Source organism: Psychrobacillus sp. AK 1817 (genome assembly GCF_008807035.1).
Classification (GTDB): domain Bacteria; phylum Bacillota; class Bacilli; order Bacillales_A; family Planococcaceae; genus Psychrobacillus; species Psychrobacillus faecigallinarum.
The window spans coordinates 846278-859109 of the sequence record NZ_CP031739.1; the positions used below are offsets into that span (position 1 = coordinate 846278).

Genomic DNA, 12832 nt, shown 5'->3' on the forward strand with positions numbered 1-12832 from the left:
TTCTCCCCCTCTAGCAAACTATCAATAGTTATAATATTCCATTTTCATGCGAAGAGGTAAAGGGATTAACAACAATAACCTTTAAAATAAACCTTACGTATTAATATGCACAAAACCTCCTGATACTCTTTCACTACTGACGAAGAAAAATAATAGTTAAATAGCTAGTGGTGAATATAACATTTCATTACTATTATCTTTACTAAACCTACTTTGATTGAGGGTACTTTCTACTTATAAAATGTTGGAGCCTTAAGAATATATTTATACATAAAAACAAAAATTGTATTTACTAGTATATTTGTATATATAAAGTATAATTATATAAAATTAACTAAGTATAATAAAATATTAGGAGAATACAAAATCCTCTTGTTACGTTTCAATACTATAAACAGAAAAATTATATACAAAAAGAGGAATGACTAAATGAAGAATATAATAAAAGAATTAATTGAAAATGGGTTTGAATCAGACAGTCTAGACTTTAAGGAAAGAATGTATCCTAAAAACGGAACTCCCGATTTATTAAAAGACATTCTATCTATGGCTAATTCAAATTATATTGGTCCGAGATATATTGTCATGGGAGTTAAAGATAGAATTGGAGAAATTCGTTCGATTTCTGGAATATCTTCTGAAGATATAGTGGATTCTTCTAGTTATCAACAGTTTATATTAAATAATATAGAACCTGATGTGAATATCAATCTACATTACATTGATTACCAAGATAATAAAGTTGCCGTAATTGAAATTGATGGCTCCGATGACAAACCTTATTTATTAAAGAAACAATATAAAAACTTAAATCAGGGCCTATGCTTAATAAGAAAAGGTAGCACCAATTCTATAGCCAATAGGACTGATTTCGATAGAATATATGAAAAAAAGACAGGGAAATTTGAAATTAAAATAATTGATGAACATCTGAGAGCCATAAAGCCTGTAGACGGTACCGCACTTTTAGATATTTCCTTAAGAAACCTAAGTACCAATCCTGTAACAATTGTTTCCGGTATATTGTTTGTAAAAGACTACCAAAATAAAGTGAGAACTAAGCATGTCGTTTACGGTTTCGAATCTGAGATGGGAGCAGATTTTAGTTTAGAAATTCCTCCTAAAAGAGAATTAATAGGTGAACTTCATGTTGGTTTTGGTTCTACGGATTGTTTAAAACTTAACCTTGATAAATATGGTTACACTGATGAACGATTTATCTTTGAATTGCATTTCCGAGATTCTTACGATAATGAATATCAAACCTCAGTTAACGAGGGATTTGTATTTGCTAAAGGCGAATTTCTTTGGAAGGTAGCTCAAAAAATGAAAAACGAATGATATGAAGATGTTTTAAAAATGAAGGGAAAATATTTTCAATTTCATTACTAAACTTACTTGAATATAAAAATTGAAGAAACAACTGTTACACACTGTTTTTATAAAAATAGTAATACAGACCACCTGTTTACTCTTTTGTCCGCAATTTGTCCGCATAATTAATTTTCTGTACCGTTTTTATTTTACTGAAATGATTTACACCGTCTCAAACACCTTATTAAACCAGACTTATTTAATCTAATCGAACTCAGCTTATCTAGATTATATAAGTAAGATAAATTCGACAAGGTGGGGGTCGCTGGTTCGAGACCAGTCGGGACCATCAATTAATAGTAGCCACAACCCTTGTTCTTAAAGGGTTTGTGGTTTTTTTATTTTCATTAAGATTATGTCATTTTTTATTGTTGGGGTTAAAACGGGGTTAAAATCTAAGTGAAATAATCATAAATCTTATTAATACATAGGAAATTATTATATATTCCTTTTAAATCTTTGCTTTGGTAATTTCTAATTTAAAGTGCACATAAAAAATGAGCTGGAAGATGTATCTCCAAGCTCATTTTATATTGGTATCTTTTTTACTTGCCTGCTGCCGCTAATATTGCAATGCTCCACATAATCAGAGTAAACGATATTGTAAGCCAAAAAGTATTGACTGTAGTTTTTTCTTCGTGTTTTACCTTTTTCAATATAGAAACCAAATTTAAACAAAATATAACACACAAGATAGGCATTAAAAACCCTCCTATGAGTAGAGAGGCAGTAATCATATATTTTCACTCCTTTGTAGTTGTTTATCATTGTTCAACTAAGCTGCCCATTTAGATCAATAAGAAAAAAGGCGTTACTCCTTCTTGAAGTAAAGCACCTCGTTACTTTAAGTATATTTTCACAAATCTCTTTATTGTAAAGTTAAATCATCAGCAAATACCTCAAGTTCATAACTTTTCATATCACGAGAATCTAAAATGTCTCTAAAGTATTCCTCTGCTTGTTCTTTGTATTGTGTTCTTTCAATTCTAACTGTAAAGACTTTTTCTTCTGGACTTAACCCCATAGCATGCACAGTAAATTTCTCTTGTGCATCATCAAAAATTTGACCAGAAAACATTTCATCAATACTATTTGCATTCTCGTTCCCTATAAATTCATCTTGTACGATAAAGAGGATAAGTCCAGTAGTTATAACTATACATAATCCTATAATTACCTTCTTCAAAAAATTGCCTCCAAATTTATTTATTCGCCATTTATCTATAATTACCTTCTTCAACAAACCTGCCCCTTTAGTTTAAGTGTAACATTTCACAATGCATATTCTGAGATCAACTTATGATTTGGACAAAAAAGTAGACCATCGAAGTGATGGCCATATTTAGCCAAAGCACCTAGTTAGCACAAATATAATAATCAATCATTTATACTTATATGCCACTGTTCTCTATATCGAGAAAGTAGGATGCTGATATAAAGTATGAAACTTTTCTGGGTGAGTTGAACTTATTATTCCTGCTAAATATAGTAGTTCCAACCTCGCTTACATCAATAAATGTTTCGACCTTTTGAAAATCATGGTTTTTAAATTCAATAGGTTTATTCCATTGAGTCAATGGAACTAAATCTTCCTCATAAAGCCCTTGTCCGAAGAAAATAAACACGCTTATACCATTCAAAGCTAAATCAACTGATATGTCACAGATTGCTTCCAATGTATCAACAGACTCGATTTTGATAATAAAACCGTTAGAAGAGAATTTATATGAAGGGATATTCCTTTCCGAAATGATACTCTTCCCTTGTTCAAAAATATCATTTTCCAAACCAAAGAAAATAGGAAAGCTAAACATATTTTGAACCTATGGAAAAATAAAATCGGTTCCTACATTTCTAATTCCAATACTAATAGATGTAAACGTTTCTTTTGGGATGACAAAACGATTAATTATACTATCATTGGAGTATTGAACAAAATATTGTGTTTTCAATTCCATCCCCCTATTCAGATTATTTTTCGACATTCAGTAAAACTGCCTCTAAGTAGGCTTTATACCTTATTGAAGTAAAGCACTCGTTAGTTTAAGTACATTATTTCACAAACTTGTCCTTTTCCCCTTCTTAATCACGGTTAACATAATTTAAATATAATTCCGAAAGATGAAATATAATACTAATAACGATTGCTGAGAAAAGGAGGTATGAGTTTGGGTCTTGTCGTTATGGCGTTTTTCGCCTTGATATTCTTTGTTTTCTGTTTTATCATGGGTTCTATCTACTGGTTTGGCGACAAAGGAAGAAAATTTTAAAGATAAAAAGTGCTGCTTGCAACACTTTTTTTCCTTCGTTTGTGGATAAAGGCTGTCTTACCTGATAGCCCTGTTTTCTAAAGCACCCGCTAGCCATCCATGTAGCGCAAAATCAGCGCTACACCACAGAGATGAAAATGTTTATAGAACGGGTATAGGATACTACGGCTGGGAGAGGAAGGTCGATCAACTATAGTGCCATAGAGCCCATCCGTTAGTCTGACTCCAACGACCACGGTGCATCACAGACTGTCGCTCCCTTACGGGAAGCACTCATGGGAGATTAATCCTACTCTGGTTATTGCACCAGCCTCCAATACTATTTGCCGTAGAAAGGATGATTACAATGGAAGTAATCATTGATCGTGCATGTGGAATGGATGTCCATAAAGACTCCATTACTGCTTGTATTATTACGCCAAAAGGAAAGGAGATTCAAACGTTTTCCACTAAAACTGTATTTCTACTACAGTTAATAGACTGGATTAAGGAGCATGAGTGTACCCATGTAGCAATCGAGAGCACAGGAGTATTTTGGAAGCCCATCGTCAACTTACTGGAAGCCGAAAGTATAGAATTTTTGGTCGTGAATGCCCAACATATGAAGGCAGTGCCTGGTCGCAAGACCGATGTGAAGGATGCAGAATGGATTGCCAAACTCCTTCGTCATGGTCTACTAAAAGCAAGTTACATTCCGGACCGGAATCAACGAGAACTGCGTGAGTTAGTTCGGTACCGCCGTAGTATTATCGAAGAACGTGCAAGACAACATAATCGGATTCAAAAGGTATTGGAAGGTGCAAATATCAAACTAGGTTCTGTTGTTTCCGACATTATGGGTGTGCCTCATCCCTTGATATGCTTCGTGCGATTGCCGATGGCGAAAACGACCCAGAAAAACTGGCAAGCTTTGCCCGTCGAACAATGAAGAAAAAGGATGAACTCGAACTAGCGCTTCGAGGATATATCAATCCACACCAACGACTAATGTTAAAAACCATTCTGACTCATATAGAATTTCTTACTGAACAGATTGACCTGCTAAATCAAGAGGTGGCTACTAGATTATCCTCCCACCAAGAAGATATTGAGAGGTTGGATTCCATTCCCGGTATTGCCACTCGAATGGCTGAACAAATCTTAGCCGAAGTCGGTACGGATGTCGAGAAGCAATTCCCCAGTTCGGCGCACTTATGTTCATGGGCAGGATTAGTACCTGGACATAATGAGAGTGCGGGCAAAAGGAAATCAACCAACATGAGAAAAGGAAACAAGTACTTAAAATCAGCATTAATTGAAGCAGCTCATTCTGTCAGAGGATCTAAAACCTATTTGGGAGCCCTGTATAGGCGTACTGCATCAAGAAAAGGTAAAAAGCGTGCAGGAATATCAGTCGCTCATGCCATTTTAAGAATCAGCTACTATCTCCTAACACGCAAAGAAATGTATATAGACTTAGGTGAAGATTATTTTGATAAGCAAAAAGAACAATCGATTGTACGATATTCTGTTCGAAGACTTGAAAGCTTAGGTTATAACGTTACAATCACTGAACCAAATGCCTCCTAATCCAACCCATAATTTGATTCTTATTTAGGCGCTGCACTTTTTTAAAAAATAATTGAGTTGCGTCAGATTTCGTATTGCCTTTTTCTCTAAATCGAAGATTTTAATTTTCATGGGAGTTGAATAACTATTTTCTACCTTAAAGTTCAAGTTCTTTTCCAGTAATTATTTTATATAAAATTTCTGAGTCCTTTATTGGCAGTTTTATATATTTTGCCTGACCCTCAGCAATTATCTCTAATCTATCTTTATTTGGAGTCACCCATATAGCATAGTTAATTGAACCCAAGCTAAAACGATATTCAGGAGGAAGTTCCATCTCCACCTCAATGTTTTCTTCCCATTTAGCGTTTTCAATTATTTTGACAACAGTCTCTATTTCATCAGATTTAACAACTTCTTTTATACTTTTATACCCTTCACTTTGGCGTTCTTCAACTGTAAAAGGTTTTTTTTCAATATGTTCAGTTTGTGGTTTCTCTGCTTGTATTTCTTTTGGTGTTTTTATTGTTTCTTCTTGATTACAGCCAACTAATGCAAAACACCATACGATAAATAATGTAAAAGTAACTATCCTTTTCATACATAACACCCCTTTTAATTAGACGTTAATTTAAAAATAAAGTCTCAATTCCTTCTTCAACTAAACTGCTGCGTTAGTTAAAGTGTAACATTTCACAATGCATATCTGAGATCAACTTAATGTTTTGGACATAAGAATAGACCATCGAAATGATGGCCATATTTTACTAAAATACACTCGTTAGTTGAAGAGGTGCAAATTCTCATGGGGACAAATGTTTATAATCTAATATATCAATTTTGAATCCATGATTACATATCTGTTTATTAATGCTTTTACTTTCACAGGATGGGGATATTCTTACCTTAACAATATCTTCTTTAGAGTATTCTGCCCATACTCCTTTAATACTCTTTTATCAATAATTGGAAAAATAATATCTAATATAATGTCCTCTGTTGTGACATAGAATCCTTCTACTTCTGAACTGGTTTCTGATTCAACAACAATTGGCGTAAGAGTTATAACAATCAATAAAAACCCTAATAAGACTAAGTATCGCCTAACCATCAAGATTCACCTCAGATTTATGTTTACTCCTTATTCTTCCCATGTTGTTATTTATTATTAATCTAAACTGCTGCGATAGTTCAAAAAAAATGCTTTACCCCTTATCGTAGTAAAGCACCCGTTAGCCATCCATGTAGCGCAAAACCAGCGCTACACCACAGAGAATGAAAATGTGAAAAACAGGTATAGGATACTATGGCTGGCGAAGAAGGTCGATCAACTATGGTGCCATTGAGCCCATCCGTTAGTCTGACTCCAACGACCACGGTGCATCACAGACTGTCGCACTCTACACGAGTAGCACTCATGGGAGATTAATCCTATTCTGGTTACTGCACCAGCCATGCCTTTATTATAAGAAGAATGGAGTTGATTCCTGATTTAACTTTCAACTTAATATAACCACTCTAAAGGCTCAGCCTTTTTTAAAAAAGCTTATTCTGAGTCTCTTTTGTTATACATTTTTTATATTTTGAGAATTTTTTAATTTTCATGGGAGTTTAATATGAACAGCGACGCTTATTAAACAATCGCGTGCGATTTTATTACTATTTATTTTGGATATACCTTTTCAAACCGCTCACGTACAACTAACATTTCTGGCGAGAATTCTTTATCATATTCTTTTAGTGCTTCGGTAAAGAATTTTTCATGTGCTTCCCACCAAAACTGATAATCCCCTTCTCCTTCTGCTAAGGCGAAATCTTCTGTTACCTCATTTATCGGAACAACTTCGACAGATTGAACTTGAATGACTGCGACAGGCTCATCTTGACCATTTAGAACAATATAATATTCGCCTGCTTGGGGTATTGCTTCTTTTTCTAACTCATAAAACACCAAACCCGAAGTTGTCGCTGTCTTCTTTCCCTCGACAACTAAATTAGCTAACCAATCAGCCGAAGCTCCAAATTGAAATGCACCTCTATATTCCGTCCCTTCCTTACTATTTGCTACACAAAAGTCATTCCCAAATTGTTGTACCTTATCCATTAATAATCTCCCTTAAATATAAATTTATTTCTTGTTCTCCAATTTTGGACATAAAAATAGACCATCGAAAGGATGACCATACTTTGCTAAAGTACTCGTTTGTTTAAGTACCTTATTTCACAATCTTATCTATATTAGGAAAGCGTTTCTGCATTATGCAGAAACGCTTCACTTCAGTTTTATTATGTACTAAATAGTGTGCCATTTAGAGCATCAATATAACGAGTTGCAGATTTTTGTACCCTTTGTTTGGCTTCTTCTTTAATGACACGATGAAATGCGTCATATAAACAAGTAAACTTCAACTCTTTTACCCTAATTGAAATCCTTTCTACAGTAGCTTCTGGAAGTGGAATAAAATTTGGATAACTGTACATAAAGCTTACCCATGAACGGTCATCTACGACGCGAATAATATCTCCACTTAGTAGAATCCCACTTTGGTTGCCGCCATTCTTCCATTCTAAAATTGAACCACCTTTATAATGACCGCCAACTCTCTGTATGATGATTCCTTCTTCTAATTCAAGGGACTCACCATCCCAAAAAACTATCCGATCACTTGGTCTTGTGATCCATTCTTTATCGTCTTCATGAATGTAAATGGGAGCATTAAAAGCTTCAGCCCATTCTACTTGACAAGAATAATAATGGGGATGAGACAAAGCTATCGCATCAATCCCACCTAAGGCTTCAATTTCTCTAATGGTATTTTCGTCGATATAAGAAATACAATCCCATAACAAATTAAAGTTCTTATCTTTTATAAAATAGGCAGTTTGTCCAATTCCAAAACTTGGACTAGTGATTATGCTATAAAGTCCTTCTTCTTCGAAATTGATAGTATTTTTAAATGTACCTTCTCTAATCATAGCTTCTAATGTTGTCCATATTTGCCCATTCGAACTTATAAATTGTCTTTCCTCACCGCAAATTTTACATTCCTTTGGTTTCTCAATAGACTTTTCATACTGTACCCCGCACGTCTTACAAATATAGTTATTCAAAATAATCCCTCTCCCCAAAAATTCATCTTAAATTATATTATCTGAAATCTTACGCGATTAATTTTATCATTATAAATGATGGACTACTCTAAGACTTTTGAATGAAATCCCGCAGATTCCCATTCTTCATTTTCACTAAACTACTGAATTAAGTTCAATAAAAAAAGCTTTACTCTTTCTTGAATTAAAGCACCCATTAGTTTAAGTACATTGATTTAGGTCGCCAATGGTATGGTACCGTCGTATTATGAGTAATAGTCCATTCTAAAAAATCATTTACGTTATTAACACCAAACTCTAATACTGCTTGATAAATGAAAACAGAAGAGAAATCTTGTTCTTTTTTCATTAACGCTTCTTTGATTTCCAAAATAATTTCCCTTGTTTCCGTTGTTAAGGTCTCTTTCATAAAAGGAACTATATCTCTTGAAAGTGCACCTTCTCTGTTGTTTGAAAATAGCCACATATCAATAGTCCAATGTACTTCCTGTACCTGATAAACTAACTTAAAATAATGACCGTTAAAATCGGATTTTGAATAATCATGATAATTTAATTCAAGCACATTTGGATTCGCTAGGAGAACAGCTAATTCTTTCATAATTCTTGCAGGGTTTATTTCTTCACAAAATGTTTCTAAATCAATATCAGGTGTAACAATCAAGTCATATGCCGTAGCTCCGACGACAAAACAGTCACCAATTTCATTCCACTTTTCTATTAGTTGTAATTCTCTTAATATGTTCTCTGCTTGTTGTTTTTTATGAAAAGCCCTCTTTAAACTATTCATATATTTCCTTCTTTCTATAATTTGGTGACATTACAGAATACTAAAAATCAAGAAATAATGCAAATTCGTATTACTAAGATAAACAGAAAAGGTAATTATATAAAATAAAAAAGACTTAAAGTTTTGGACATAAAAATAGACCAACAAAAAGATGGCCATATTTTGCTAAAGCTACCTGTTAATTTAAGTACCAACTTTCACAATATCTATAAAGTAATAATACACCTGTTAAGTTTGTTACTTTTTTTCCTTATTTGACAGTATATATAGCCCCACAAATATTACTGCAATGATTGAAGTGATAATAGAATATCTAAAAATATGAAAGATAAACTCTGGATAAGGCGTTACAACAAATGAAGTCATCCCCTCAAAATCAGTTGTGCTATCTTCTCTTTTCATAAAGACAACTAATAAGAAGAAAGATAAAACCAGTGAATATATCCCTGTTTTTACTAAGATTTTTTCCATTTAAAATCCCCCTAAAAGGTAACGTTCTAAGCTCAATAGAGGAAGCTGAACAAAAACATTTGAGTTATTATTTATTTTACCATATTAATCCTAATTTACCTTATTAAACAAAACTACATCGTTAGTTCAATAAGAAAAAAGAGTTGCCTAAGCAACCCCATGATCTTAAACTAAAGCACTCGTTATTTGAATAAGAATCCTTCCCATTCTCTTTTAAAAGTATGTAAGGTAACTCCCAATCAGACACCCAAGCCCAATCAATAAATAAATTGTTTTTGTAAACCAATATGGTAATTTATTTGTCCAACTCGTTATAAATTCAAGAATGACAGAATCACTTGAACCAAAACCTTCTTCGTTGTGAATATTTTTATTGTGTCTAATCCCAAAAGCAATAAATCCTATACCGAAAATTAATAATAAAATACTTTCCATTTAAAATTCCTTTCTAAATTTAAACCCAGCAGTTTTTAAAAATCATGAGTCGGTTCTTCAACTAAACAGCTGCTTAGTTACATAAAAATAGACCATCGAAAGGATGGCCATATTGTGCTAAAGCACCCGTTAGCTTAATAAGGATCCCTTAATTTAAATCCCTGTTTTTTGGCATGCTCATTGATTAGTTTGATTAAATTATCTTTATAAATTGAAATTGTTTGATGAATTTCCCTATGTCCATCCTTTGGGTTAACGTATTCGTCAAAAATAAAAAAATTTATATGGTCCATCTTTTTAATAATAAAGCGATTGCCTTCGTATTCTCCGCACCTAATGTTAAAAGAAACGATAAATTCATAAATCCCATCATAGTATTCTTGGTCAGAAATCTCATCGTCTAAAAATGAATCTAAAAGATTATTCATTTTATTTCTCCCCCTAAAACTTGCACTTCTTTTCTAATATTTCAATTTACATTTGCAAAAATCCTTCTTCAACTAAACTGCCGCGTTAGTTCAATAAGAAAAAGCTCCCCTTACAGGTAGCCACTTGTAAGCTAAAGCACCCGTCCCGTTAGTTTAAGTACAACCATTCACAATCAATTGAATTTAATCTCATTACTAGGATAAACATCTGCAAACCAATTTAAGGCACTATTATGATGATTTATAATTTGTTGTGCTGTTAATTCATGAGAATCCCAGGTACTATGTGTATCTTCAACTAAAGTCACCTTATATCCCAGACTAAATGCCCTTCTACATGTTGTATCTACACAAAGTTCCGTTTGAATCCCAGTAATGTATATATGTTCAATCCCCTTTTTCTTCAATTCTTCATCTAAAGATGTATTAAAAAATGAATCTGGAGTTGCTTTTTGTATTACTATATCTTTATTTTCGGGGGCAATAACAGAATGAATTTCCCACCCCTCTGTTCCCGATTCTAATGGTTTTCCAGCAGGTGCATTATGCTGGATATAAAAAACTGGTGTCTTCGTTAATCGAGCTTCTTTTAATAAATCATTTACTTTTTTTAATAATCTATCACCATTAAAGACAACATTTCCTTCTTGAAACATTCCATTTTGAACATCAATAATAAGTAACGCTTTTTTTGTCATATTCATCCCCCTAATACAGAATATACGTTCTGTTTATATTATAAATATTCGAATATTTTTATTCAACTAACCTGCCCCTTTAGTTTAAGTGAAAACCTTCACAATATTATTCAAATATTAACATAACTATCCAATTTGTTCCTATCTATTTTTAAATAAATTAATAATTGAAAGCTCGGATCTCCTGATATCCTTTTCTCCAACTCGGTTGAAAACTACCCTTTTTCCTTTAATTCATCCTATTTGCTCGATATTTTAGGCGTTAATCCTTCTTGTAGCAACCCCACCGTAGATTAAAAACCTCACTATTCTACATAAATTAAATTGCACTGAACTAAATGGGGTAGACCAACAATATCACTCACTTAATCCATGATTCAAACGAAAACAAACAGCCAATCTCAGGTTTAATACCGTCAATTGCCTGCATGAATAGGGTGTTTTATTCCTGTCTCAAAAAGTATAGTCAGCGCCCTCCACCCAACAAGATTTTTTTATGTCTATTATGATTCAAAAGCTGTTTTATCTGGAAATATACCTTTTTCCCTTACCAGGCAAACTGCCAATCTTTGAGCAGCTCGATCAAAATAAAAATTAGAGGGAATATTTTGATCATATAAACTTTCTAACTCTGAAAACTTCCTGGTAATTTTATTTAACTCAATTTGACCCATAATCTCTGCATTAGGTCCAAAGTTGTAAACTACAGTTTCATCATCTTCATATTCCTTTAATAATAAAACATACGAAGCCATTTTTACTCCTCCTCTTCTGGGTACCACGGACATAACAGAAGTTATAGCTAGTTCAATATATAAGAAATTGATTGAAAATGACGGTTTGTTCGCTTCGATGATATCGAGAAATGGATTAATGCCCAACGAAGCTAAAATTAATATAAAAGCTAAATCAATACCTGTATCTCTTACCCTTTTTTAAACGCTTTTAGTAATTGAGTTTCTCTTTCTTTATAAATAAATTTAAATTCTAAATTGTATAATCCTTTTTAGTTAATCAAATGATTTACCATTATAGAAAAAAAATAGTTTGCTATCTTTAACGTAAATACCAACTAACTGTCCATCATCACTAAATCCTCCGACACCTTGTCTAACCTTCTGTACTTTATTTTTTTCGACTACTGAATATCCACTAGGTTCTAATATAATATACGTCCCTGTCTGAGAATAATTGTTCATTATAATCATAAATTTTCCCTCCTAATGCTCTAGTCCCAAGAGTGTGTTTATTACATCATCTTTTTTCATTGATTTTTGAATTATAATATCCCATACTTGAGCATCTGATTCATAAATTCCTTTATCAATGTACGACTCTTTTATCTTATTAAACATACTCTCAGCTGTTGGCCCTATTGGATTACCATACATTTTAATATTTCTTACCTCTAAACCAGCTCGCTCCTCAGCAGTCATATTTTCCCTTACTGCGTTTTTTTGCTGATTAAGTGTTTCTACTACACGTTCAGCTATATATTCTTTAGAAAATCCTTCAGATGTCATTTTTTCAATATCACTTTCTAATTGTTTAGATGCTTCAAGATAATCTTTTCTTACACTTTGCATTTCTTTTGCCCATTCAACATTTGTAAAGTCATATTCTGTTTTATAATATGCAGTACCCTCATTTGGTAAATATCCATATACTCCATTATCATCAGCATGTAATTGTTTAAGTACATTGGGC

16 protein-coding genes and 2 pseudogenes are annotated in these 12832 nt (G+C 33.0%); 2 read left to right on the forward strand and 16 right to left on the reverse strand.

Going from position 1 to position 12832, the window contains the following annotated elements; genetic code table 11:
- Positions 1-429: 429 nt before the first annotated feature.
- Positions 430-1341 (forward strand): AlbA family DNA-binding domain-containing protein, encoded by a 912-nt coding sequence (locus tag D0S48_RS04410; protein WP_151110298.1) that lies wholly within the window; start codon positions 430-432, stop codon positions 1339-1341.
- A 578-nt stretch (positions 1342-1919) separates the two neighbouring features.
- On the opposite strand, the gene D0S48_RS20540 is transcribed toward D0S48_RS04410, so the two are convergent.
- The 4 genes from D0S48_RS20540 to D0S48_RS21090 all read right to left on the reverse strand — a co-directional run bounded on the left by D0S48_RS20540 (position 1920) and on the right by D0S48_RS21090 (position 3326).
- Positions 1920-2075, reverse strand: coding sequence for a hypothetical protein (locus tag D0S48_RS20540; protein WP_191963868.1), 156 nt, complete (start codon positions 2073-2075; stop codon positions 1920-1922).
- Positions 2076-2242: 167 nt separating this feature from the next.
- Positions 2243-2560, reverse strand: a complete 318-nt coding sequence (locus tag D0S48_RS04415) for a YolC/YozM family protein (protein WP_151110300.1) — start codon at positions 2558-2560, stop codon at positions 2243-2245.
- A gap of 205 nt (positions 2561-2765) precedes the next feature.
- The gene (locus tag D0S48_RS04420; RefSeq protein WP_225321688.1) at positions 2766-3188 is read right to left on the reverse strand and encodes a hypothetical protein; all 423 of its coding nucleotides are present in this window, start codon (positions 3186-3188) and stop codon (positions 2766-2768) included.
- A 9-nt stretch (positions 3189-3197) separates the two neighbouring features.
- Positions 3198-3326 carry a hypothetical protein gene (locus D0S48_RS21090; RefSeq protein ID WP_255475383.1) on the reverse strand — a complete coding sequence of 43 codons (129 nt, stop codon included), beginning with the start codon at positions 3324-3326 and terminating at the stop codon, positions 3198-3200.
- Positions 3327-3990: 664 nt separating this feature from the next.
- On the opposite strand from D0S48_RS21090, the pseudogene D0S48_RS04425 reads away from it, so the two are divergent.
- Positions 3991-5213, forward strand: a pseudogene (locus tag D0S48_RS04425) (IS110 family transposase).
- Between the two features lie 136 nt (positions 5214-5349).
- Here the strand turns inward: D0S48_RS04425 and D0S48_RS04430 are convergent.
- The 12 genes and pseudogenes from D0S48_RS04430 to D0S48_RS04485 all read right to left on the reverse strand — a co-directional run bounded on the left by D0S48_RS04430 (position 5350) and on the right by D0S48_RS04485 (position 12711).
- Complete coding sequence (locus D0S48_RS04430; RefSeq protein WP_151110302.1) at positions 5350-5793, reverse strand: hypothetical protein; 444 nt, start codon at positions 5791-5793, stop codon at positions 5350-5352.
- A 300-nt stretch (positions 5794-6093) separates the two neighbouring features.
- A complete protein-coding gene (locus tag D0S48_RS04435) occupies positions 6094-6303 on the reverse strand; it encodes a hypothetical protein (RefSeq protein ID WP_225321689.1) in 210 nt (69 codons plus the stop codon).
- Positions 6304-6855: 552 nt separating this feature from the next.
- Positions 6856-7296, reverse strand: coding sequence for an ASCH domain-containing protein (locus D0S48_RS04440; protein ID WP_151110304.1), 441 nt, complete (start codon positions 7294-7296; stop codon positions 6856-6858).
- A gap of 182 nt (positions 7297-7478) precedes the next feature.
- Positions 7479-8306, reverse strand: a complete 828-nt coding sequence (locus D0S48_RS04445) for an MBL fold metallo-hydrolase (RefSeq protein ID WP_191963910.1) — start codon at positions 8304-8306, stop codon at positions 7479-7481.
- Positions 8307-8499: 193 nt separating this feature from the next.
- Complete coding sequence (locus D0S48_RS04450; protein ID WP_151110308.1) at positions 8500-9093, reverse strand: hypothetical protein; 594 nt, start codon at positions 9091-9093, stop codon at positions 8500-8502.
- Between the two features lie 237 nt (positions 9094-9330).
- Positions 9331-9564, reverse strand: coding sequence for a hypothetical protein (locus D0S48_RS04455; protein ID WP_151110310.1), 234 nt, complete (start codon positions 9562-9564; stop codon positions 9331-9333).
- Between the two features lie 213 nt (positions 9565-9777).
- The gene (locus tag D0S48_RS04460) at positions 9778-9999 is read right to left on the reverse strand and encodes a hypothetical protein (RefSeq protein WP_151110312.1); all 222 of its coding nucleotides are present in this window, start codon (positions 9997-9999) and stop codon (positions 9778-9780) included.
- Between the two features lie 134 nt (positions 10000-10133).
- Complete coding sequence (locus tag D0S48_RS04465) at positions 10134-10427, reverse strand: hypothetical protein (RefSeq protein ID WP_151110314.1); 294 nt, start codon at positions 10425-10427, stop codon at positions 10134-10136.
- A 173-nt stretch (positions 10428-10600) separates the two neighbouring features.
- Positions 10601-11125: a cysteine hydrolase family protein gene (locus D0S48_RS04470; RefSeq protein WP_151110316.1), complete on the reverse strand. Its 525-nt coding sequence runs from the start codon at positions 11123-11125 to the stop codon at positions 10601-10603.
- Positions 11126-11628: 503 nt separating this feature from the next.
- Complete coding sequence (locus D0S48_RS04475; RefSeq protein ID WP_151110318.1) at positions 11629-11880, reverse strand: hypothetical protein; 252 nt, start codon at positions 11878-11880, stop codon at positions 11629-11631.
- 258 nt (positions 11881-12138) lie between these two features.
- Positions 12139-12333, reverse strand: a pseudogene (locus D0S48_RS04480) (hypothetical protein); the annotation flags it as partial.
- Positions 12334-12345: 12 nt separating this feature from the next.
- Complete coding sequence (locus tag D0S48_RS04485; RefSeq protein WP_151110322.1) at positions 12346-12711, reverse strand: hypothetical protein; 366 nt, start codon at positions 12709-12711, stop codon at positions 12346-12348.
- Positions 12712-12832 lie beyond the last annotated feature (121 nt).

What these genes read in the sequence shown, in the direction of transcription:
- D0S48_RS04485 (WP_151110322.1), bottom strand. Translation starts at nt 12,711, where the DNA reads ATGCAAAGTGTAAGAAAAGATTATCTTGAAGCATCTAAACAATTAGAA.
- D0S48_RS04465 (WP_151110314.1), bottom strand. Translation starts at nt 10,427, where the DNA reads ATGAATAATCTTTTAGATTCATTTTTAGACGATGAGATTTCTGACCAA.
- D0S48_RS04435 (WP_225321689.1), bottom strand. Translation starts at nt 6,303, where the DNA reads ATGGTTAGGCGATACTTAGTCTTATTAGGGTTTTTATTGATTGTTATA.
- D0S48_RS04430 (WP_151110302.1), bottom strand. Translation starts at nt 5,793, where the DNA reads ATGAAAAGGATAGTTACTTTTACATTATTTATCGTATGGTGTTTTGCA.
- D0S48_RS04475 (WP_151110318.1), bottom strand. Translation starts at nt 11,880, where the DNA reads ATGGCTTCGTATGTTTTATTATTAAAGGAATATGAAGATGATGAAACT.
- D0S48_RS04440 (WP_151110304.1), bottom strand. Translation starts at nt 7,296, where the DNA reads ATGGATAAGGTACAACAATTTGGGAATGACTTTTGTGTAGCAAATAGT.
- D0S48_RS04410 (WP_151110298.1), top strand. Translation starts at nt 430, where the DNA reads ATGAAGAATATAATAAAAGAATTAATTGAAAATGGGTTTGAATCAGAC.
- D0S48_RS04455 (WP_151110310.1), bottom strand. Translation starts at nt 9,564, where the DNA reads ATGGAAAAAATCTTAGTAAAAACAGGGATATATTCACTGGTTTTATCT.
- D0S48_RS20540 (WP_191963868.1), bottom strand. Translation starts at nt 2,075, where the DNA reads ATGCCTATCTTGTGTGTTATATTTTGTTTAAATTTGGTTTCTATATTG.
- D0S48_RS04460 (WP_151110312.1), bottom strand. Translation starts at nt 9,999, where the DNA reads ATGGAAAGTATTTTATTATTAATTTTCGGTATAGGATTTATTGCTTTT.
- D0S48_RS04450 (WP_151110308.1), bottom strand. Translation starts at nt 9,093, where the DNA reads ATGAATAGTTTAAAGAGGGCTTTTCATAAAAAACAACAAGCAGAGAAC.
- D0S48_RS04470 (WP_151110316.1), bottom strand. Translation starts at nt 11,125, where the DNA reads ATGACAAAAAAAGCGTTACTTATTATTGATGTTCAAAATGGAATGTTT.
- D0S48_RS04420 (WP_225321688.1), bottom strand. Translation starts at nt 3,188, where the DNA reads ATGTTTAGCTTTCCTATTTTCTTTGGTTTGGAAAATGATATTTTTGAA.